This window comes from Bacillus cereus group sp. MG20 (genome assembly GCF_040459885.1).
GTDB classification, from domain to species: domain Bacteria; phylum Bacillota; class Bacilli; order Bacillales; family Bacillaceae_G; genus Bacillus_A; species Bacillus_A cereus.
Genome location: NZ_JARVHF010000001.1, coordinates 2,065,470 through 2,086,164 on the forward strand (window position 1 = coordinate 2,065,470; position 20,695 = coordinate 2,086,164).

Below are 20,695 nucleotides of genomic sequence, written 5' to 3' on the forward strand. Positions count from 1 at the left end.
AAAACCTCTCATCCCTAGAAAGGGACGAGAGGTTATAGATTCCCGCGGTACCACCCTAAATTAATGTAAAAATATACATTCGCTTAGATCCGTAACGTGGATTAACGGCAATTGCTACTATTAGTTTCACAACTGCAACTCAAAGGCGAGTTCATAACGAAACGTGGATTGACTTGCACCGACCGTCAACTCTCTAAACCAGCTTCTATTACTACTACTCCTTCTCACTGTTATTACACATATAAGTTAAGTGAACTATCCTTCACCTAGTATCTCTTAAGAGCTTACTTAAAGCGAGGACTTCTCGGTTAATCGTTACTCTTAATAACTAACGAATTCATCTTAAGACAGCCGAGCTATCTCCCTTGTTCTAAAGGTTGTTTTATTTAAATATATTCTAAAACATGTGAACATGTTCCGTCAAACTAAACTGCAATTTTTTCTTCAACTGTTTCTTCTACTTTTACTCGTTTATCATAAATACTCGTTGCTATAAGCGCTACTACAAGCATTACCATGATTGCTATAAACAATACTTCCATATTGTATAAATCCACAATTGCTCCGCCAACGACCGGCCCGAACATTTTCCCTACAGTCGCCGCACTATTTACGACCCCTTGATAAAACCCTAATTTATCTTTTGGTGCAAGTATATTTGCAATCGTTGGAACCGCAGGCCATACAAATAACTCACCAATTGTTAATGTTACCATCGCAACGAGGAACATCGTAAATTGCTGCGCTTGACTTAACACAATGAATGACGCCGCAAAAATGAAGATTCCAATCATAATTTGCTGTTTTAAGGAACGCTTCATCCAACGAATTAGCATACTAACAAGTGGCTGCGCACAAACAATCATCGCTCCGTTTATCGTCCATAATAAACTATAGTGACGAAGGCTAATATTCAATTCTTGCATATGTGTTGCAATCGCTCCTTGCCACTGTACGTATGTAACCCAGCATAAAGCATATGCTACACACACGATAAGAAGTGCTTTAAATCCAGGTGTAAGTGACCACCCTTTTTTCGTTTCGACTTCTTTTTGCACTCCTGGCTCTTTCTTGTCTTCCATACCACGGAATCCGATAAAAGCAATTAAGAAGAAAACAAAGTATAAAATAAAGTTCGCTAAGAAAATATAATCAAAACGATATGAAGCAACTAAACCACCGCACGCTGTTCCAATCGCAATACCAACGTTTTGTCCAACATACATCGCATTAAACGCTCGTCTTCCGCCCTCTGGCCAAACCGTACCAACCATCGCGTACATCGATGGAAAGACCATCCCAGAACCGAAGCCGATTAACGCTAGCCACACAACATATAACGGCCAACCGTGGAAGAACACAAGACCTAAAATCGATACAAGTGTAATGACAATCCCTACTAAAATTGATTTATAACCGCCCCATTTATCAAATAAAACACCGCCGAGCAAGTTTCCGATTACACCAGTAAGCGAGTTGATCATTAATACCATTCCGGCCACAGATAAAGATTTGCCTAGGTGATCATGCAAATAAATTGTATTAAAAGGCCATAAAAAAGAAGCACCCGTGACATTAATAATCATCCCAGCTACTAATAGCCATACTTTCCTTGGCATAGTTTCCCCTCCTATTCTATTTTTTTCGTTCATATATATAACAGTAAAATTGTAGTCGTTTTTAAATAGGAAGGCAACTGATTAATAGTTGATGAAATTCAGATAATGGTTCGACGGTAAATGAAATTATATTTATCCCTGCTTGAAAATATATCAGCGATTTTGGAAATATATCGACCGCAACTCAAAATATATCAGCGATTTTTCAATTATATCGACTTACCGACAAAAAACGACAACAGTAACAATATATAAAAGGGTAGACTGCATGAAATTTTCATGCAGTCTACCCTTATTTATACTATCCAACTTCTTTTTCTCGCTTCGCACTTTCTTTAGCGCTCCATTTAAATATTTTATCTAATAAGGAATATATTCTCCCAGATTCTTTCGTTAACAAAGGTCCTAACGATGCTAATATTAAAACATACAAAGCTGAGAATGGTTTAATCGTTGCCATTAAGCCGCCCGCAATTCCAATATTCGCGACGATAATGGAAAATTCTCCGCGTGATACAAGTGTTAAACCGATATTCGTAGAAGCCTTATGCGATAACCCAGCTTTACGCCCCGCTACCATTCCAGCAGTAAAATTACCGATAAGAGTAATGAAAACTGCTCCTAATGCCAACCACACTGCTCCCCCAAGCGAAAATGGGTCTATACTTAAACCGAAGCTGAAAAAGAATATAGCTCCAAAGAAATCACGAAATGGAACAACGAGCTGTTCAATTCGATCACTATGCTCTGTTTCAGAAAAGACGAGCCCCAATAATAATGCTCCAATTGCCTCCGCGACATGAATCGTTTCTGAAAATCCTGCTACAAAGAATAAAATAGCGAATATTACGATAATGAAAATTTCATTGGACGAAATATCTAACATTTTATTTAAGAATCGTGTAGCTTTTCTAGCAACTACAAAGAATAGTAGCATATACCCTACTGCGATTAAAATAGATGTAAGAGCACCTACAAATGACGTTGCCCCTCCGAGTACTAATCCTGAAACGACTGATAAATATACTGCTAAAAAGATATCATCAAACATAATGATTCCTAAAATTAGCTCCGTCTCTTTATTACCAGATCTTCTTAAATCAACAATTACTTTCGCAACAATTGCACTCGATGAAATTGTTATGATCCCAGCAATAATTAATGTTTCTAATAAGGGGAAACCCATTATATATCCGTAAAGTAAACCTAATATAAAATTAAGCGATATATGAACAGTCCCCCCAAAAGCAATTGATTTTCCAGATTTAATTAATTTTTTAATTGAGAATTCTAAGCCTAAATAGAATAAGAGGAATATAACGCCAACACGGCCGAGGAAGGAAATAACTTCTCCGCTTTCAATAAATCTTAAATCGATAAGCCCTAAATCTGGCGCATGTGGCCCCACTAGCATACCGAGTATAATGAGAAACGGAATAATCGAGAACTTTAACTTTGCAGCGAGAATAGCTGCAAAAGCGACTAATACTAACGCAGTCCCAACTTCAAAGATTAAAGTATCCATCGATTATGAATCCCCTCCTACTGAAAGCAACTCATTAATAATTCTTTTTACTTCATGTCTTTCGCCTGATAATACAAGCATATCGCCAGCTTCAATGATAGAATCTGGACCTGGATTAAAGAACTTCTTCATATTCTTTTTCAAAATGGCAATGATCGTTACATTATATGTGTTTCGGACATGTAAACTACCAATTGTTTTTTGTACGACTGGTGCATTATTTTCCACCTTAAACCACTCAATTGATAATCCTTCAAAGGCCATTTCAATCGTATCTAAAGCTTGTGGCCTATATACCATTCCGCCCAATATAGCTGCAATTTGTCTCGCTTCAGAATCACGAAGAGAGACGCTTGAAATACTCTCCTCATGATCAGCATCAAAATGGTACATTTCTCTTCGGCCATCATCATGAATAACGATAACCATCTTTTCATTACCTTTTGTAATCACTTCAAACTTACATCCAATACCCGGCAGTTCACTCTCTCTAATATTCATATTTTCCGCCTCCTAATTTTTTTAGTTACGGCTTTTATAAATCGACATCAATCTCCGTTTTAAAGGTCTCATCCTTTGAGATGCCTAAATACTTTAGCGTCTCTGATGGAGTCGCGTGATGGAAATGTTTTTGCAATAACGCAATCGCTATCCCTCTTTTGTACGCATGAAATCCAAACGTTTTTCGCATTGAATTTGTTCCGATCTTACCAACAACTCCAACTGCTTCTGCAGCATTATGAATTACACGATACGCTTGTTGGCGCGTAATTGAATTTGGCGTTTTATTAGATTGAAATACGTAATTTTCTCTTTTAACGCCAATAGATTGTACGTAATCTAAAAGCGCTTCTTTTACTTTTGTATTTAAATAAATATCTTGTTTGAATTTTTCATCTTTCACAGGAAGAGTATAAAACTCTTTAACAGTCCCGTCTTCATTTAATACATCTTCAAATTTCATACTAAGTAGTTCTGTAATTTTTAATCCTGTGTTAATTCCAATAACAAATAAAAGATAATCTCGCTGGGAGTGCTCTTTTAAATATTTTTTCATAGCCTCAATTTGGCTTATATCTTTTAATGCCTCTACAACTTCCATACATGTATTCTCCTCATCTTATGAACGGTAATTTTCTCATCATGTTGTCCATTTTACCTTATCATGCTATGAGATTTCCATGTATTATCCATTATTTTCACAATATACTTTTGTGATTCAAGCAATTTTCAATTTGGAAATTTACGATTGTACAAATACGTTGTGGTTTGAAAAGAAATAGGGGATAAAAGTTCAGCTTCTTTCTATAGATTGGATTCCTCCTTTCCTTATCCAGCTGCTTCTACTTTTATGTTACGTTACTTATTTACATTATATTATACATTTCAGTAACGTTAAAGTGTTTTTTCTGAAAATAATAAAAACCGAGCAATTTCGCTCGGTTTTTTATTAATCTTCTTTCGGAAGAACAATTCCTTTATACAATTGAACGGTAATGAAGTAATAAATTGCATAAATAATTACGAAGATAACAATCGGTACCCAAATACGGAAGTACGGATCAAGTAAAATAAATCCGAAAATATTCATACCAACTAATACGTGAGCAATACCTACAATTGCTGGGAATAAGAATACTAAGAATAACTCTTTATAAATTGATTTTGTTAATAATTCACGGCGTACTCCGATTTTACGAAGCATTTGATAACGCGTAATATCTTTTGAGGCACCAGAAAGAATTTTGAACATTAAACAACTTGCCATCATTGCTAAGAAAGCAATTCCAAGGAAGAAGCCCATAAATACTGTTCCGCTCGCAACACCATAGAACATGTCGTAAGATTGATATTTACTGTTCATTCTTTCAGCTGTTACATTTTTATATTTATCTAATTGCAACTCGTCAAGTTTTTTCCATTCTTTTGTATATGTTAAGAAATCATCTGCTTTTCCGATAAATGCTATACCTTCTTTACCACTTATCCCATCGTACATTTTTTGATCTACAATTTTAATTGCATGATCTTCGTATATATAATATGGATGAATTGTGCTAAAAGCATCGACCCATTCTTCTGGAAGTTCTTTAGCGTTCGCATCTTTTTCATTCATTTCTCTAGAAACTGCGCCTACTGGTAATTCCTGTGAAGCCTTCTTCGTATTTACTAAATCCTTCATCGACTTCATATTTTCCATATCTTTTACTAAAGGACGATTTTTCTCTAAATCTTCTTTTACATAGTAAACGTATTTATCATCTACTTTGTAACGATATTCGCTTTTCTCTTTAAATGTAATACCGTCTAAAATTTTCTTTTCTTCAGCTGTCGGATTATGAACTACTGAATCATAGATTACTAAACCATCAACCATTTTTATAACGTTATTTTTAAACGCCATACCACCTGAAATTGCACCAGCTCCAAGAGCAACTAACATCGCTACTGTTGCAAGTACTTTCGTTAAGCTATTAATACGGAAATTTAATTGTGCAAATGTAAAAGCATTAAGTCCTTTTTCACTACGCTTTTTATTACTTTTTAACTTTTTAATAATGACTGGAAGAAGTGATCCAAATAGCATGTAAGTACCAGCTGTTGTTGTAATTAATGCAATAAGGATTCCCATCTCTCTTAATTTTTCCATATAAATCATTGATGCATAGCCAATTCCTAATAAAATAACCGCTAGGAATGCAACTAAACCTGTCATTTTTCCTTTTACTGCAACACGTTCTGTTTGTGCATCTGCATGTACAAGTTGCAATACAGAAATACGTGATAACTTAATACTGTTCATAATTGCTGATAGTACAAATAATGCAAAGAAGAAAATACAAGTAACAGTCATTGATGGCAGGTAAAATGCTTTATAGCCTTCACCAGCAAATTCTAATTGTTTCATTAATAATTGACCGATACCTTCTGCAAGTCCTACACCAACTGTAATACCGATCGCAAGAGATGCGGCGCCTAATACAATTGTCTCAATAAACATAAGTAATGTAACTTTATGCTTTTTTGCTCCTAACATCATATACATACCAAACTCTTTTTGACGAAGAGATAGTAAGAAAGAGTTCGCATATAAAATATAGAAGAACGTTATGATTGCTAATAAAAATGAACCTGCTTGGAATACAAATCCGATTGATTTAATCACTGAATTAGATTCAAGAAATGATTCATTTAGTGCTAACGTTTGAAACATATAAAAAATTGAAATCGACATGACAAGACCGACAAGTAAGACGATGTAATCTTTTAGCTTACTCTTTAGCCCTGACATGGAAAGTTTGAATAACATGCTCTAGAACCCCCTTTCTTACGCTTTTTGTGTGCCTAAGTCCGCAAGCACATCTAAAATTTCTTTATAAAACTCTTCACGTGTACCGCCGCGGTGAATTTCTTTATATAGCTCACCATCTTGAATGAATAAAATACGCTGACAGTAACTTGCACTGTACGGATCATGTGTAACCATCATAATAGATACGCCTTGATCTTTATTTAAGTTTGTCATCGCATCAAGTAAACTCGTTGCATTTTTAGAATCAAGCGCTCCTGTTGGCTCGTCCCCTAAAATAATTGCAGGCTCATGTACTAAAGCACGCGCTGCTGCTGAACGTTGTTTCTGTCCACCAGATACTTCAGATGGATACTTTTGAAGAATTTCTGTAATCCCTAACATATCCGCTACTTTTTCTACTTTCGGTCCAATATTACGTGACGCGACACCTTGAAGAGATAATGGAAGTGCGATGTTTTCATAAATAGATAAGTTCTCTAATAAGTTAAAGTCTTGGAAGATGAATCCTAATTTTTGTGAACGGAAATCAGAAAGCTCACCTTGCTTCATTTTCGTAATATCCGTACCCGCAATTTCAACAACGCCGCCCGTTGCTTTATCAAGCGTTGAAATTACATTTAATAATGTCGTTTTACCAGAACCAGATGGTCCCATAATCCCTACAAACTCACCCTCTTGAATTGAGAATGAAACACCTTTTAATGCATGTGATTGGTTCTCACCTTTTTTACCGTACACTTTTTGAACGTTTTTCACGTCTACAACTGGTTTCGTCATATATATCCTCCTACGCTTGTTTTTCCATTACCTATTTTGCGCTTTTTAGAGGCGAACTGCTATTTGTTAACATTACATTTACCTTACACTTTTGTAATATAAAAAAGATAAGTGTGTAAGGTTCGTTGATAAATGAAATTTTATTAGCGATTTCCAATATATATCGGCGATTCGCGAAGGAATATCAACTTTCCGAAAAAGATGAAAATAAAAATGGGCTGTTCCACAAAAGGAATAGCCCATTTCTCTCTCTATTTCTTTAAAGGTGTTACCGTCCAATACGTAACAACTCGCCAAATCCATTCTAATGGACCCATTTTAAAGATTTTCATCCAAATTACGCTAAATACAATTTGAATTGCATAAATTGCAATACACACATATAAAGTCTGCATGTACGTTAAGTTTTCTGCAAAGTTAAATACACTTCCTGCGATTAAAATCATTGCAGTTTGTCCAATATAATTCGTTAAAGCCATGCGGCCATAATATTTCAGTGGTGCTAACAATGTTTCAACTAGTTTTAATTGAAGTAATAAAATTAATGCTCCAACATAGAAAGCTGAAATAATCGGTCCAACTGTAACACCAATTTTTAAAAATTGGCTTGCAGCATTCATTGTTCCATCCTCACTCTCAAGTATCATATTTATAAATGGTTCAGCAGGAACGTGCCCATATTGATACCATACAGCTATGACACTTAAAACAAACATAATACCTGTAAAAATAGCGACTTTCTTTATATTTTGCGCGAGATTTTCAAATACACGAAATTGTCCTGCAGCAAGCCCTAATAAAATTAAGCCAAGTGGTAATAGTTCTTTAACTCCCATTACACTGAAGGCAATTGTCAAAATAAGTCCTAGTACTAGGTTCACTTCTTTTTTCGCTTTATAAAACGGTAAAACGATTAACCCGCAAATTGCGTATAACGCCAGCGCTTCCCCAGGCTGAAACATTTGATGAATTAAACCAAAAATAAATAACGCTACTAAGCGACGTAAAAATAAAACATAGCCATTTTTCCCTTTCGCAATCGCTCTTGAAATAAAGATATAGAATCCTACTCCAAATAAGAATGAGAAGATTGAGAAGAAACGACCTTCTACAAATAAGTATAGAAACCTTTGATAGCTAGCATCCACTGTATTAGGATCTGGGATTTTAATATGAAGTAGTGCAAGAATATTTACTAAAATAATCCCCAGTAATGCAAAGCCACGAATGTAATCTAACTCATCAATTCGCTTGTTTGTAATATTGTTCCCCATAAAGCAGCTCCTTGTCCAAAATTTAATCCTCCCTTACTCTACTGGAAAAGGACAATTACAACTATCGGTAAACCTTACAGGAATCTTACATTATTGTCATATAGCAAAATAAAACCAGGTCATATTTCGACCTGGTTTACTCTGATTGTTTTGATTTTTGAGGTTGTCCTTTTTTACTATTACGCTGTTTCACTTGAACAATCGGATCAAGCTCATTCGAAAACTCAGCGTTATGTCCATTTTGTGTTTTTTGCTCTGGGTTATTTTGATCTGAACGTTTCGCCATTACATTCACTCCTTATTAGTGCGGTGTAATAATCATTTGATGTTGCAATTGGCGAATTGCCATACGTGCTCTATTTAATTGCTCACGTTGCTCATCATTCGCATGTTGTTGCATAGTTTGTAAATCGTTATATGCTTGTTCTAATTGTAGCTGCGCATCCGAATACTCCATCGTATTATAATGCTCCTGTCTCATACCAAGATCTAATTGTTCTTTCGCATATTCCACCGCTTGTTCCGCTTGTGTAATATACGATTCAAGTGATTGACGCTCTGCCATAATTGTCCCTCCTTGCTTCAATTCCCCTTTAGTGTGTCCCTTCCTTATGAACCTTATGAGTATGTTATAATGGATTTTGTGTTATTTTGACTCGGCTTAGGAGGGAAAGTAATGAAGGTTCAAAACCCTTTTCCATATACAAACGACAATAAACGTTATCATACATGGAATTATCATTTACGAAATGAATTTGGTGAAAAAATCTTTAAAGTTTCATTAGATGCTGGCTTCGATTGCCCGAACCGTGACGGTACAGTTGCTTATGGCGGTTGTACATTTTGCAGTGCTGCTGGATCTGGTGACTTCGCTGGCGATCGCCGCGATGATGTTATAACGCAATATCATGAAATGAAAGAAAAAATGCGCTCAAAGTGGAAAGACGGAAAATGTATCGCTTATTTCCAGGCGTACACAAATACACATGCACCACTTGAAGTGTTAAAAGAAAAATTCGAACCGCTTCTAGCAGAAAAAGACGTTGTCGGTCTTTCTATTGCGACTCGTCCAGATTGTTTACCGGACGATGTTGTTGAATATTTAGCGGACTTAAATAAACGCACTTACCTTTGGGTTGAACTCGGACTACAGACTGTTCATGAACGTACTGCAAATCTTATTAATCGCGCTCACGATTATCCGTCTTATGTGGAAGGTGTAAATAAATTACGTAAGCACGGCATTCGAGTTTGTTCTCATATTATTAACGGCCTTCCACTTGAAGATTACGACATGATGATGGAAACAGCTCGTGAAGTAGCGAAGCTTGACGTACAAGGAATTAAAATCCACTTACTTCACTTATTAAAAGGAACGCCAATGGTGAAGCAATATGAAAAAGGACAACTCGAGTTCCTTTCTCTTGAGGATTACGTAAGTCTCGTTGTTGACCAACTTGAAATTATTCCAGAAGACGTAATTGTGCACCGTATCACAGGTGACGGTCCACCTGATTTAATGATTGGCCCAATGTGGAGCTTAAATAAATGGGAAGTATTAAATTCCATCGATGCAGAATTTGTACGCCGCGGAAGCTGGCAAGGAAAATATGCAAATGAGGAGAAACAAAAATGAAATTAGAACGTGTATTACCGTTTGCTCGCACTCTCTTGCAAACAGCAGTAAAAGAAGGCGATTACGCTGTAGATGCAACACTCGGCAATGGGCATGACACTTGCTTCCTAGCTGAAATCGTTGGAGATAACGGAAAAGTATTTGGATTTGATATTCAAAAAGAGGCAATTGAAAGCTCAACAACTCGTCTAAAAGAAAAAGAACTTTTCGAACATACTGTTTTAGTTCACGATAGTCACGATACACTTCTATCCGTATTACCGGAAGATGCAAAAGGAAAAGTAACAGGCGCAATTTTCAACTTAGGTTACCTTCCAGGCGGAGACAAGCATATCGTTACAAAACCGAACTCAACAATCTCAGCGATCGAACAATTATTAGAAGTAATGGCACCTGAAGGTATCATCGTCCTTGTTATTTACCACGGACACCCAGAAGGACAAGTAGAACGCGACGCTGTACTTACATTTGCCGAAGAACTAGACCAAAAACAAGCACACGTACTGCGATATGGCTTCATTAATCAACAAAATAACCCGCCATTTATTGTGGCGATTGAGAAGCGATAATATATCAACGATTTTTCAATTATATCTATCGTAACTCGGGATATATCAACGATTTTTTCGATATATCTATCATAACTTACAATATATCAACGATTTCTCGGATATATCGATTGTTCGACAAAACATAACAAAAAAAGACGTGCATTCACTGCACGTCTTTTTTTATTCTCCTATATAATGGATATATACACTATTTAAAGAAAGAAGGATAGAACTTTGCTAGTAGAACTACGGGGAATTCAAAAGAAGTACGGCAAATCACTTATACTAGACAACATTGATTTATCCATTTCAGAAGGAGAAGCACTCGCCATCGTTGGCGGAAACGGGACTGGAAAAAGTACTCTACTCAAAATAATTGCAGGATTTGTTTCACCTACGGCAGGAGCACTTCAAAGAAAAGAACATATACAAATTGGCTATGTACCTGAACATTTTCCTGAAGGGATTCGTTTTACATTAGAGGATTATTTATATCATCTCGGCCACATTCACGGTTTATCAACAAAATATTTAAAAGATAAAATCCCGATGCTTCTTGAATCTTTTCACCTACATCATGCAAGACATTCCGTTGTACGAAACTTTTCAAAAGGTATGAAACAAAAAACCGGTATTATGCAAGCATTACTTACAGACGTCCATTTATTAGTTTTAGACGAACCGCTTTCTGGACTCGATCCTCACTTTCAGCAAGAATTAGAACATATTTTACTCTCATTAAAACAACACGGCATATCCATACTCTTCACATGTCATGAAAAACAACTATTAGAAAACTTCGCCGATAGAATTGTGACGTTAGCAAATCATACAATCACAGAAGATATTTTTGTACAAAAAGGAGCAGAACAAGTCTATATTGAAGCAATCGTTCACGAAACATTTTCAGCGATAGAACTAAAAAAGCAATCCGGTTTTATACACGTTGCACACAATGCAAATCAAAACCTTATTCAATTACAAATCGAAAAAGAATATACAAACGAAATGCTTCAGTTTTTATTACATAAAAAAGCATCTATCACACTGCTACAACCTAACTTTTAAATCGAAAGAAGGTTTATTATGTTCGCGCTTATTCGTTACCATTTTCTCGACTATACAAAATCGTATAAGTACGTCCCTCCTATTGCGATGTACTTTGTGAGCTTACTTTTTGTATATACATATAAACCGACTCCTATTGTACCGACATACTTAGAAACAGCTCTCGCGCTTTATTTATTATCTGCCTGGATTACGGTCACAATTTTTCATACCGAAGACCCTGTACAAGAACAAATTACTATTTCTCACACAAATAATATTTCCGCACTATATTTGGGTAAATATATTACGGCTCTTCTCATTTGTACTGTTTTATCTTTTATATCCGTAATCTACCCAATTATTTTGCAAATGTTTAATGAAGAAATGACAGTTTCTTTATTTTTAGTCGGATTTCTCGCTCACATGTCTTTCTCTATACTAGGAATTTCAATCGCAACTTTATTTACTAGAAATATTATTCCAAAAGCAAGCACAGCTTGGCTTAGCCTGACATTTATATTACTTATAACGATTTCCTCCATCCGGTTTAAAAAAGAGTTACTATGGTTTTTACCACCTATCGAAAGCTTTCTAATGCTTGGCCAATATAAATTTAATATACTTACTCACACGCTATGGCTCACAGCTTGGGCTATCGTATATTCATTTTTATTACTTACTTTATTTCTTTTTGTTGTTCGCAAAAAACGTTTTTAATTACATATTAAAGGAGACGAAACAATGATCGGAATACTAGCAGGAATGGGACCAAAATCAACTGGGCCATTCGTCGATACAGTTGTAGCAAAGTGCCAAACAATATACGGAGCAAAGCATGATATGGACTTTCCTCATATGATGATTTACTCGTGCCCAACACCATTCTATATGGATCGCCTTATTGATCACGAAGCGATGAAAAAAGCGATTATTGAAGGGACACAAAAACTTGAAAGTACTGGCGTAAGCTTTATCGCTATGCCGTGCAATACGGCGCATCTTTATTTTGAAGAATTACAGCGTTCGCTTTCTATCCCGATTTTAAATATAGTCGATGAAACGTTACAAGCAATTCCTGAAAATACAAAAAGAGTCGCTCTTCTCGCAACAGAAGCAACTGTTCAAGCTGGGATTTACCAAAACGGGATTGCAAAACGTAATATAGAGTATATTCATCATGAAAAATGGCAGGAAATGATTAATCAAATCATTACTTATATTAAATCTGGGGAGGTTGAAGAAGCTCGCGAATTGTGGAATGCGCTCGTTTTACAATTGAAAGATGAAGTTGATACCGCTATTATCGCATGTACCGATTTGAATGTAGTGGCAAATGAGGATTTTGTTGATTCCGCTCAATGTCTTGCTGAAGCGGTTGTTGAAATGTATTTATCAAATAAGTAGAAACATTTATAAACGTTGAAACCCCTAAAAACTTTTAACTTTCTTCACAATTCTTTCAAAGTAATCACACTTAATCTCGCTATATTAAATAAGTAGTTATTCATATAGGGAAGGTTAGGGGAACTGAAAGTATGAAACAAAATCGTTCGCTTCATTACATTTTTTGGCGTTGGCATTTTTATGCTGGACTTTTTATTACGCCGCTTCTTATTACGTTGTCACTGAGCGGAATTGGGTATTTATTTCGGGAGGAAGTTGAAGATTTCATCTATAAAGATTTATATTTTGGGAAGAGTGCTCAAACAGAATCTATTTCGATGTCTGATTCTATTTCCTTAACAGAGAAAAAATATCCACATTATAGCGTGGCGAAAATTAGTGAGTTTAATGGGGATTATAATACGAGACTTACAATTGCAAATGAGTATACTGGGCAACAAAAATATGTGTATTTAGATAGTAATAATCAAATTGTTGGGGATCAAAACGCAAGTGAAACATTTGCCAATATAATGAGGGAATTACATAGTTCTCTTTTAGTTGGTGGCACTGTCGTCAACTATACTGTAGAACTTGCAGCATGCTGGACAATCTTTTTAATCGTAACCGGATTGTACATGAGTATACGCCAATTCAAAAACACACCCTCATCCAATAAGCGAGAAAAAGCAAAAAGACGTCATTCTATTATCGGTATTATATTTACAATTCCTCTCTTTCTGCTAATCGCATCTGGATTGCCATGGTCAGGATTTATGGGGAACCAAATTTATAAAATTGCATCTTCTAATGAATCACTCGGATATCCAAAATTGTACATGGCACCGCCTGAATCAAAGGTAAAAGAATTGCCGTGGGCAACAAGAAAAGAAGCTCCTCCTGAATCGAATTCAAATGAACCGAAAGCAATTTCTGTCGATGAATTACAAAAAGGAATTGAAATAAAGAAGCCATATGTTATTTCACTACCAGCTGATCCGAAAGGTGTATTCACTGTTTCAAAATCGAGCGGTTCTGGTATTACAGGGATGCATGTTGCACCAAGTGAAGAGATAACAGCTTACTTTGATCAATATAGCGGGGAACTCATTTCAAAAACGGACTACCGTGATTATGGATTACTTGCACAATGGTTCACTTACGGTATCCCGCTTCATGAAGGACATTTATTCGGATGGCCAAATAAAATATTATGCTTACTAACGACATTATCTCTATTACTTCTTATTTATTACGGAGTAAAAATGTGGTTAGCAAGAAAGCCAAAAGGAAAATTAGCAGCACCTCCAAAGCAAAGAGATAAGAAAAGTATATTCGTTTTCTTTATCATGATGGTTATATTAGGCGCTGTCATGCCTTTATTCGGACTATCTGTTTTAGTTATTTTTGCAATTGAACTTCTTATATATGTATTTTCAAAAATACGATCATAATAAAAAGCATTTGTACTCTCGTGTACAAATGCTTTTTTATTTACTATTTTCTTTTTTTCTACCACTTATTAAAAAGACAATATCTACTATAATAATTGCGCCAATTATTACTTGTGGCACGTAATCCATCACAGTAGGACCACTTGGCCTATTCATCATCATATACATTCCAGTTACAAATGAAATGGAAAGTAGCACAAGTAATGTTACTTCAATATTGTCATATAGCTTTTGAAACAATCGCTTCATTTCCACCACCACCTTTACCATATTATAACAAAAAACCACTCTACATGAGTGGTTTTCTTCATCACTGCGCCATTTTCTTTCGGTACATCTTCCCGTTCCAATAGAAGAATCGTGAAGTGAGGCCTCCGTACTTTACAATGCGCCGTGCCATTTTGTGCATATTCTTTTGTGCTGATACTTTTTGATCTGATAAATAAATACCAAGTAACCCTCGGCTTATAAGGCGATGAAACTTCGCATGAGGCAAATCACCAATGCTCTTCTCTGCTTCTTCTACAAAGTGTTTCATACGATCTAATATAGCTTGCTCGTTTTCATAATAACTACAGAAATTCAAATCCCCGCCTATGCGGTCTTCTTCTTGATCAATGAAATAATCAAGTAAGATATGAAGTCCTTGTACGTAAGGAAAGTATCCTTGTCTAATTTTCGCAATATCTTCATCATGTAATTCATCATGAAATGCATATGCTACAAGGCAGAAGATTCCAAGTGTAGAACCGGCACATGCTGAAAATTCAAACCAGCTCATCTCAGGTAAGTTTTCTTTATGTGCTTCAAACCAATTTTTCAGGCGCGGTTCTCTTTCTTCTAACTTCACGTGTTTATGAATTTGTAAATCACAATAATAACAAGCAAGTTCATGAAGAACAGGAGCAATTTTGTCATAGTGCTTCGTTTTCTTTAAAACATCTTGGCACGTTTCAACAAGTTCATCTAAATAACCACCATCATCTTGATCATCACGGTAACGATAATAATTACCGCCACCTTCCACTTCAGGTGATAGTGCCATTAACATTGATTCATGTAGCGCGGCAAAATCATTCGGATCAAGTGATGTACTGCGATCACATAAATTATCTAAATAGTCACTGATTGTTTGATACGCTACGATAAAACGAATACATTCCTCTCGGTGTTCATTTGCTAGCAGCGATAAAATGCCACCACCCTCACAATGAAACGTTTTATGCTCAATACTTGCGATTGCCTGACTATGAAGCTCATCATTCGGAATATGGTAGGCACGCTCTTTCCACATCGCTAGCTCATGGTGTACAACCGGAAACACATCACGGTATACTTTCGCCATGAGCGTTATGGGATTACTCGGTACGTTCACTTCTTCCTTCATCTCCTCTATTAAATGTACAAATAATGATTTATTTGTTTGTTTTTACTATATTATTGACATGTATTTCAGTAAATGACTGAATATAATTCAAAATTTCATCACGCTCATACTCATTTAATAACTCGTGATAACAATTCGGCCATTCTTTATATGCCTTATCACCTATTTTAACATTATCAAACCACATGCGGACACGTGTTTTATCTACAAGTTTATCCTCACATGCTTGCATTAGCAAGAGCGGAACGTCTGGAAAATCGTCTATTTTTTTATGAGCAATTTCGATAGACTTAATCAATTCACTATACCAACGTACTGATACTTTGCGCAAGAACAATGAATCATTCTCCATTGCATCTCTCACTTCATGGTTACGTGTTGACATTTCCACCGTAAGATTCGTTGCAAATTGCAATTTTGGAGCCACAACATTTAATATTTTTGAAGCAAATTGAAGCGGAGCAGAGGGTCCAGTCACTACCCCTAAACAAGGCGAACTCAAAATAATACCCTCGACATCTTCTCTCTTCGTTTCTTGCATCATACGAATGACAATAAGACCACCCATACTATGACCGAATAGAAAAATAGGTAATCTATACTTTCTTGCTTCTTTCACCCATAATTTAACTTCCTCTATGTATTCATCAAATGAATCAATATGTCCTCTATTTCTTGAAGTCGTTCCATGTGACGGAAGGTCCCCCATCACGACGTGGTAGCCGATATGATTCCACATTTCCGCAACGGCTTCGTAACGTCCGTGATATTCCATTGCGCCGTGCACAATAACAATGACAGCTTTCGCTTCCTCTGCTTCATAATTCCACATACGGACCTCCTCCATTTCACTCTTTCTCATAATTTGATACACTAAAACTAGTCTCTAGGAAAGGAAGACTTTACATGATATATCCTTACAAAGAAAAAAATCCGAAAATTGCGAGTAGTGCTTTTATCGCTGACTATGTTACGATTACAGGCGACGTTTCCGTTGGCGAGGAATCAAGTATTTGGTTTAATACAGTCATCCGTGGTGATGTGTCACCAACAATAATTGGAGACCGAGTAAATGTACAAGACCAATGTACACTCCACCAAAGCCCTCAGTATCCTCTTATTTTAGAAGATGATGTTACAGTTGGACATCAAGTTATTTTACATAGCTGTCATATTAAAAAGGATGCTTTAATTGGAATGGGATCCATTATATTAGATGGTGCTGAAATTGGCGAAGGAGCTTTTATCGGCGCTGGAAGCCTCGTTTCACAAGGAAAGAAAATTCCACCAAACACGTTAGCTTTCGGTCGCCCCGCGAAAGTCATTCGTGAATTAACAGAAGAAGACCGTAAAGATATGGAGCGTATTCGTACGCAGTATGTTGAAAAAGGTCAATATTATAAATCACTACAAAAATGATTTTACTGCTGCCATAATACTGGCAGCTTTTTTTATATAAAAACTAACTTTTTCTTTACAAAACATTATTACTCCCTCAACAAAATCTTATTAAAATAAAAGCTAATATCTCCATATATATGTAAACGAGGGAGGAGAATTTTCATGAAGGTCAGTGGATTATATAAAATAGAATGTTACATTTTTAAAGGAATTAATCGCTACTTTGATCAAAAAACATTAAATATCTTTTTCAGCAATATTACCCATATCGGTGGTGCTACTTTCTCCATTGCACTTACACTTTTCTTTTTAATTTTTGCAAAAGGGACTTTACACCAAGCGGCAATCGCTGCTGCTATTTCTTTAGCAATTAGCCATATTCCTGTACAAATATTAAAAAGGTGGTATCCACGAAAACGTCCGTATTTAACAATTCAGGATGCGAAATATCCAGTCCATCCATTAAAAGACCACTCTTTCCCGTCTGGTCATACAACAGCCGTTTTCTCTGTCTTCATTCCATTTACTTGCTATAATCCAAGCTTACTTACTTTCCTATTACCGTTAGCATTATGCGTCGGTATTTCTCGTATTTATTTAGGGCTTCACTATCCGTCAGATGTATTCGTCGGCATGTGCCTTGGCACTTGCTCTGGCATCATCTCTTTTTATCAATTCATCCCACTTTTCACATAAAGGAGTGATATGATGAGAGTCGCCATTTTTACCGATACTTTTACGCCACAAGTTAACGGGGTTACGAAAACGTTAGAACGATTAACAAGTTACTTTCAGAAAGAACAGATCGCCTATTCTGTTTTCGCCCCTCAACATACAGCTGAAGATAATTTCGTGGCTAATGTGAACAAGATGAGAAGTATCCCGTTAACAATATTATATCCAGAATGTCGCTTTTCTTTTCCTACTCCGCGTATTAAACGGGAACTTCATTCCTTTAAACCTGACATTATTCACATTGCCACACCTTTCAACATGGGACTTTGTGGACTGTATTACGCAAAAAAATTAAACATCCCAGTTGTCGGTTCTTATCATACTGATTTCGATGCCTATTTACGTTATTACAAAATCGAATTCCTCTCCAATATGCTTTGGAACTATTTAAAATGGTTTCATAGTCATATGCAAAAAAATTTTGTACCTTCCTTTGAAACATTACATCAATTAAAAAATAAAGGCTTTCAGACCCTCTCTATATGGGGACGTGGTGTAGATTGCACACTCTTTCATCCAGCTTACAATACAGACCTATTCCGAAAAAAATATAATATTACAGCGAAGTATGTCCTTTCCTATGTTGGACGAATTGCTCCTGAGAAAGATATTGATACGTTGCAAAATCTTATCGTTAAATCAGCACATACTCGAAGCGACATTCATTGGCTTATAGCAGGAGACGGTCCTCTAGCAACAAATTTGCGTGAAGCTGTTCCGCAAACAAATGTCACTTTTACTGGCTATTTACAAAGTGCAGATTTAGCTGAAGCATATGCTTGTTCTAACATAATGGTATTTCCATCAGCTACTGAAACATTCGGAAATGTCGTACTTGAATCACTCGCATGTGGCACACCTGTTATTGGTGCAAATAGTGGCGGGGTTAAAAATATTATTACAGATGGAAAAACGGGAATTCTTTGTCCCCCTAAAAATGTGGATGCATTTCTATCATCCATTTATTCTTTATTGCAAAATGAAGAAAAACTTGAGCAAATGGGAATAGCAGCTTCATCTTTTGCGAAATCAAAAAGCTGGGATGAGATCTTTCGCGGCTTACTTAACCAGTATGAAGAAGTCCTTCAGCATACCGCATCAGAGTTACTTGCTTGAACAGAAAAATTCCCTTCAAAAAACGAAGGGAGTTTATTACACACTTGTAAATTTTAGTTGAATGAATGATACATAAGGTGAAATATCATTTATTTCCATATTCATTATAGCAAAAATAAACATAACTAAACAGACTTGTAATAAAAACCCATAAAAATTAATATATGGTTATACAGTGTTTTTGCTGTATAATGATTTTAAGAATTCCCCTTAAAATCAACTTACTCACATACCTTTATACAGCAATTGTTCCCCAATTCTGTATATCAAAAAAACCTTTCATTCATTTGAAAGGTCTTTTTGAGCCTGCACATATTCTTCTTTCGTATTTACATTTATAAACCAACCCGCATTCACTTGTACATCTTCTCCAGAAACATACTTCACATTACATTGTGATAAAAGCTGCCCCATACTTCTTTTTTCTTCCTGAAGTAAAGCATAAATCTTTTCTTTCACGCGGTTATGATACGCTGCAAGTAGCGGCTGTTTTCTTCCATTAATAATAGGTACAACCGCATCATATTCATTGCTCGTTTGCTCCAGTAAAATGGTAAACCATTCATGCGAAACATTTGGCGCATCGCAAGGCATAATAGCGTACCAATCTGCTTCTATGTATTCCATTCCTGATACAATGCCGGCAAGCGGCCCATTTCCTTTATAGTGCGGAATATCTTCTATAACAGGAACTTGTACGAATTGCTCTACTCGCTCTTTTATATCAGAATGACTGATGACTACAACTTCTTGGAGCACACTCGTCATCTCTTTCAAAATATGCTCAATAAAAGTACTATCTTGCCAGCTCGCTAACGCTTTTGGCTCACCGAATCTACTCGACATACCGCCCGCTAATACAATTCCAGCCCACTTACTCATTGGCGATGCAGCTCAAATGTAATATGGCCTAATTCCGGTAAAATTAATTTATTCATCGCAAGACGAACCGCTCCGCTCGACCCTGGCATCGAGAAAACTACTTTGCGTCCAATTGTACCGCCAATCGCTCTACTTAACATTGCGCTGCTTCCGATATCTTCTAAATAACTAATCATGCGGAACAGCTCACCAAACCCGACAATCTCTTTATCTAATAGAGCTGACACTGCTTCAATTGTTACATCACGCTTCGTAATACCAGTACCGCCATTTGTTAATACAACATCTACATCTTCCTTATGATAACCAGCTAACACTGCTTGCTGAATACTTTCTTTATCATCTTTTACAATTTCATAAGAGGTTACTGTATGGCCCGCTTCTTTTAACAATTCATGTAATAGTTGTCCGCTCTTATCCGTTTCTTCCGTACGTGTATCGGAAATCGTAACAATCTTGCAACGCACTTCTTTTGGAGCTTGTTTTTTATGTTCAGTTACACTCATTTTTTATCTTTCCTTTCTTAAAGACTTTTCTTCATTTTATCATACATATCTTTACACAATTATGTATGAAGCCAATAATGCGCCAT

At 36.2% G+C, this 20,695-nt stretch carries 23 protein-coding genes and 1 other annotated feature; of the genes, 9 read left to right on the top strand and 14 right to left on the bottom strand.

What is annotated here, in order from left to right; all coding sequences use genetic code 11:
* Positions 1 to 17: 17 nt before the first annotated feature.
* Positions 18 to 237 (bottom strand) — a binding site (T-box leader).
* Between the two features lie 188 nt (positions 238 to 425).
* The 9 genes from QCI81_RS10610 to QCI81_RS10650 form a co-directional block, all read right to left on the bottom strand.
* Positions 426 to 1,619 (bottom strand): MDR family MFS transporter, encoded by a 1,194-nt coding sequence (locus QCI81_RS10610; protein WP_001137538.1) that lies wholly within the window; start codon positions 1,617 to 1,619, stop codon positions 426 to 428.
* A 301-nt stretch (positions 1,620 to 1,920) separates the two neighbouring features.
* A complete protein-coding gene (locus QCI81_RS10615; RefSeq protein ID WP_000380176.1) occupies positions 1,921 to 3,144 on the bottom strand; it encodes a cation:proton antiporter in 1,224 nt (407 codons plus the stop codon).
* A 3-nt stretch (positions 3,145 to 3,147) separates the two neighbouring features.
* Complete coding sequence (locus tag QCI81_RS10620; protein WP_001026053.1) at positions 3,148 to 3,645, bottom strand: cation:proton antiporter regulatory subunit; 498 nt, start codon at positions 3,643 to 3,645, stop codon at positions 3,148 to 3,150.
* Between the two features lie 34 nt (positions 3,646 to 3,679).
* A complete protein-coding gene (locus QCI81_RS10625; RefSeq protein ID WP_000454210.1) occupies positions 3,680 to 4,246 on the bottom strand; it encodes a tyrosine-type recombinase/integrase in 567 nt (188 codons plus the stop codon).
* A gap of 348 nt (positions 4,247 to 4,594) precedes the next feature.
* Entirely contained in the window at positions 4,595 to 6,454 is a 1,860-nt protein-coding gene (locus QCI81_RS10630; RefSeq protein WP_053563518.1) for an FtsX-like permease family protein, read from the bottom strand.
* 18 nt (positions 6,455 to 6,472) lie between these two features.
* Positions 6,473 to 7,234, bottom strand: a complete 762-nt coding sequence (locus tag QCI81_RS10635) for an ABC transporter ATP-binding protein (RefSeq protein ID WP_000165837.1) — start codon at positions 7,232 to 7,234, stop codon at positions 6,473 to 6,475.
* 251 nt (positions 7,235 to 7,485) lie between these two features.
* Positions 7,486 to 8,508, bottom strand: a complete 1,023-nt coding sequence (locus QCI81_RS10640; protein WP_353810717.1) for a DUF418 domain-containing protein — start codon at positions 8,506 to 8,508, stop codon at positions 7,486 to 7,488.
* A gap of 136 nt (positions 8,509 to 8,644) precedes the next feature.
* Positions 8,645 to 8,794: a hypothetical protein gene (locus QCI81_RS10645; protein ID WP_001129340.1), complete on the bottom strand. Its 150-nt coding sequence runs from the start codon at positions 8,792 to 8,794 to the stop codon at positions 8,645 to 8,647.
* A gap of 15 nt (positions 8,795 to 8,809) precedes the next feature.
* The gene (locus tag QCI81_RS10650; RefSeq protein ID WP_000840865.1) at positions 8,810 to 9,073 is read right to left on the bottom strand and encodes a YtzC family protein; all 264 of its coding nucleotides are present in this window, start codon (positions 9,071 to 9,073) and stop codon (positions 8,810 to 8,812) included.
* Positions 9,074 to 9,184: 111 nt separating this feature from the next.
* Here QCI81_RS10650 and mnmL point away from each other — a divergent pair, with 111 nt between their 5' ends.
* The 6 genes from mnmL to QCI81_RS10680 all read left to right on the top strand — a co-directional run bounded on the left by mnmL (position 9,185) and on the right by QCI81_RS10680 (position 14,582).
* Positions 9,185 to 10,144, top strand: coding sequence for a tRNA modification radical SAM protein MnmL/YtqA (mnmL, locus tag QCI81_RS10655; protein WP_000868033.1), 960 nt, complete (start codon positions 9,185 to 9,187; stop codon positions 10,142 to 10,144).
* Positions 10,141 to 10,713: a tRNA 5-(aminomethyl)-2-thiouridylate-methyltransferase MnmM gene (gene mnmM / locus QCI81_RS10660; protein WP_353810718.1), complete on the top strand. Its 573-nt coding sequence runs from the start codon at positions 10,141 to 10,143 to the stop codon at positions 10,711 to 10,713. Before mnmL ends, mnmM begins: the two co-directional genes overlap by 4 nt.
* Before the next feature lie 216 nt (positions 10,714 to 10,929).
* Positions 10,930 to 11,763, top strand: coding sequence for an ABC transporter ATP-binding protein (locus tag QCI81_RS10665; RefSeq protein ID WP_353810719.1), 834 nt, complete (start codon positions 10,930 to 10,932; stop codon positions 11,761 to 11,763).
* An 18-nt stretch (positions 11,764 to 11,781) separates the two neighbouring features.
* Positions 11,782 to 12,462 carry an ABC transporter permease gene (locus QCI81_RS10670; RefSeq protein ID WP_098851954.1) on the top strand — a complete coding sequence of 227 codons (681 nt, stop codon included), beginning with the start codon at positions 11,782 to 11,784 and terminating at the stop codon, positions 12,460 to 12,462.
* A 24-nt stretch (positions 12,463 to 12,486) separates the two neighbouring features.
* Complete coding sequence (locus QCI81_RS10675; RefSeq protein ID WP_098851953.1) at positions 12,487 to 13,149, top strand: aspartate/glutamate racemase family protein; 663 nt, start codon at positions 12,487 to 12,489, stop codon at positions 13,147 to 13,149.
* A 131-nt stretch (positions 13,150 to 13,280) separates the two neighbouring features.
* A complete protein-coding gene (locus QCI81_RS10680) occupies positions 13,281 to 14,582 on the top strand; it encodes a PepSY-associated TM helix domain-containing protein (protein ID WP_098236127.1) in 1,302 nt (433 codons plus the stop codon).
* 36 nt (positions 14,583 to 14,618) lie between these two features.
* Here the strand turns inward: QCI81_RS10680 and QCI81_RS10685 are convergent, their stop codons facing one another.
* The 3 genes from QCI81_RS10685 to QCI81_RS10695 all read right to left on the bottom strand — a co-directional run bounded on the left by QCI81_RS10685 (position 14,619) and on the right by QCI81_RS10695 (position 16,801).
* The gene (locus QCI81_RS10685; RefSeq protein ID WP_000825356.1) at positions 14,619 to 14,831 is read right to left on the bottom strand and encodes a hypothetical protein; all 213 of its coding nucleotides are present in this window, start codon (positions 14,829 to 14,831) and stop codon (positions 14,619 to 14,621) included.
* A 61-nt stretch (positions 14,832 to 14,892) separates the two neighbouring features.
* Positions 14,893 to 15,957, bottom strand: coding sequence for a tetraprenyl-beta-curcumene synthase family protein (locus QCI81_RS10690; protein WP_053563513.1), 1,065 nt, complete (start codon positions 15,955 to 15,957; stop codon positions 14,893 to 14,895).
* Between the two features lie 40 nt (positions 15,958 to 15,997).
* On the bottom strand, positions 15,998 to 16,801 hold the full coding sequence (locus tag QCI81_RS10695) for an alpha/beta hydrolase (RefSeq protein ID WP_025118653.1): 804 nt from the start codon (positions 16,799 to 16,801) through the stop codon (positions 15,998 to 16,000).
* Between the two features lie 74 nt (positions 16,802 to 16,875).
* Between QCI81_RS10695 and QCI81_RS10700 the strand changes: the two genes are divergently transcribed.
* The 3 genes from QCI81_RS10700 (at position 16,876) to QCI81_RS10710 (ending at position 19,221) form a co-directional block, all read left to right on the top strand.
* Entirely contained in the window at positions 16,876 to 17,388 is a 513-nt protein-coding gene (locus tag QCI81_RS10700) for a gamma carbonic anhydrase (protein ID WP_000640208.1), read from the top strand.
* A 144-nt stretch (positions 17,389 to 17,532) separates the two neighbouring features.
* The gene (locus QCI81_RS10705; protein WP_353810721.1) at positions 17,533 to 18,066 is read left to right on the top strand and encodes a phosphatase PAP2 family protein; all 534 of its coding nucleotides are present in this window, start codon (positions 17,533 to 17,535) and stop codon (positions 18,064 to 18,066) included.
* Positions 18,067 to 18,078: 12 nt separating this feature from the next.
* On the top strand, positions 18,079 to 19,221 hold the full coding sequence (locus QCI81_RS10710) for a glycosyltransferase family 4 protein (RefSeq protein WP_353810722.1): 1,143 nt from the start codon (positions 18,079 to 18,081) through the stop codon (positions 19,219 to 19,221).
* 279 nt (positions 19,222 to 19,500) lie between these two features.
* Here the strand turns inward: QCI81_RS10710 and QCI81_RS10715 are convergent, their stop codons facing one another.
* Both QCI81_RS10715 and QCI81_RS10720 read right to left on the bottom strand, forming a co-directional pair.
* Positions 19,501 to 20,103: a molybdenum cofactor guanylyltransferase gene (locus QCI81_RS10715; RefSeq protein WP_053563511.1), complete on the bottom strand. Its 603-nt coding sequence runs from the start codon at positions 20,101 to 20,103 to the stop codon at positions 19,501 to 19,503.
* The gene (locus tag QCI81_RS10720) at positions 20,100 to 20,609 is read right to left on the bottom strand and encodes a MogA/MoaB family molybdenum cofactor biosynthesis protein (RefSeq protein ID WP_000117130.1); all 510 of its coding nucleotides are present in this window, start codon (positions 20,607 to 20,609) and stop codon (positions 20,100 to 20,102) included. The genes QCI81_RS10715 and QCI81_RS10720 overlap by 4 nt, the downstream gene beginning before the upstream one ends.
* Positions 20,610 to 20,695 lie beyond the last annotated feature (86 nt).

Excerpts from the sequence above, each read along its gene's own strand:
- QCI81_RS10670 (WP_098851954.1), top strand. The coding sequence starts at position 11,782 with ATGTTCGCGCTTATTCGTTACCATTTTCTCGACTATACAAAATCGTAT.
- mnmL (WP_000868033.1), top strand. The coding sequence starts at position 9,185 with ATGAAGGTTCAAAACCCTTTTCCATATACAAACGACAATAAACGTTAT.
- QCI81_RS10645 (WP_001129340.1), bottom strand. The coding sequence starts at position 8,794 with ATGGCGAAACGTTCAGATCAAAATAACCCAGAGCAAAAAACACAAAAT.
- QCI81_RS10620 (WP_001026053.1), bottom strand. The coding sequence starts at position 3,645 with ATGAATATTAGAGAGAGTGAACTGCCGGGTATTGGATGTAAGTTTGAA.
- QCI81_RS10705 (WP_353810721.1), top strand. The coding sequence starts at position 17,533 with ATGAAGGTCAGTGGATTATATAAAATAGAATGTTACATTTTTAAAGGA.
- QCI81_RS10625 (WP_000454210.1), bottom strand. The coding sequence starts at position 4,246 with ATGGAAGTTGTAGAGGCATTAAAAGATATAAGCCAAATTGAGGCTATG.
- mnmM (WP_353810718.1), top strand. The coding sequence starts at position 10,141 with ATGAAATTAGAACGTGTATTACCGTTTGCTCGCACTCTCTTGCAAACA.
- QCI81_RS10635 (WP_000165837.1), bottom strand. The coding sequence starts at position 7,234 with ATGACGAAACCAGTTGTAGACGTGAAAAACGTTCAAAAAGTGTACGGT.
- QCI81_RS10685 (WP_000825356.1), bottom strand. The coding sequence starts at position 14,831 with ATGAAGCGATTGTTTCAAAAGCTATATGACAATATTGAAGTAACATTA.
- QCI81_RS10610 (WP_001137538.1), bottom strand. The coding sequence starts at position 1,619 with ATGCCAAGGAAAGTATGGCTATTAGTAGCTGGGATGATTATTAATGTC.
- QCI81_RS10720 (WP_000117130.1), bottom strand. The coding sequence starts at position 20,609 with ATGAGTGTAACTGAACATAAAAAACAAGCTCCAAAAGAAGTGCGTTGC.
- QCI81_RS10680 (WP_098236127.1), top strand. The coding sequence starts at position 13,281 with ATGAAACAAAATCGTTCGCTTCATTACATTTTTTGGCGTTGGCATTTT.
- QCI81_RS10710 (WP_353810722.1), top strand. The coding sequence starts at position 18,079 with ATGAGAGTCGCCATTTTTACCGATACTTTTACGCCACAAGTTAACGGG.
- QCI81_RS10640 (WP_353810717.1), bottom strand. The coding sequence starts at position 8,508 with ATGGGGAACAATATTACAAACAAGCGAATTGATGAGTTAGATTACATT.
- QCI81_RS10675 (WP_098851953.1), top strand. The coding sequence starts at position 12,487 with ATGATCGGAATACTAGCAGGAATGGGACCAAAATCAACTGGGCCATTC.
- QCI81_RS10630 (WP_053563518.1), bottom strand. The coding sequence starts at position 6,454 with ATGTTATTCAAACTTTCCATGTCAGGGCTAAAGAGTAAGCTAAAAGAT.
- QCI81_RS10695 (WP_025118653.1), bottom strand. The coding sequence starts at position 16,801 with ATGTGGAATTATGAAGCAGAGGAAGCGAAAGCTGTCATTGTTATTGTG.
- QCI81_RS10650 (WP_000840865.1), bottom strand. The coding sequence starts at position 9,073 with ATGGCAGAGCGTCAATCACTTGAATCGTATATTACACAAGCGGAACAA.
- QCI81_RS10700 (WP_000640208.1), top strand. The coding sequence starts at position 16,876 with ATGATATATCCTTACAAAGAAAAAAATCCGAAAATTGCGAGTAGTGCT.
- QCI81_RS10715 (WP_053563511.1), bottom strand. The coding sequence starts at position 20,103 with ATGAGTAAGTGGGCTGGAATTGTATTAGCGGGCGGTATGTCGAGTAGA.
- QCI81_RS10615 (WP_000380176.1), bottom strand. The coding sequence starts at position 3,144 with ATGGATACTTTAATCTTTGAAGTTGGGACTGCGTTAGTATTAGTCGCT.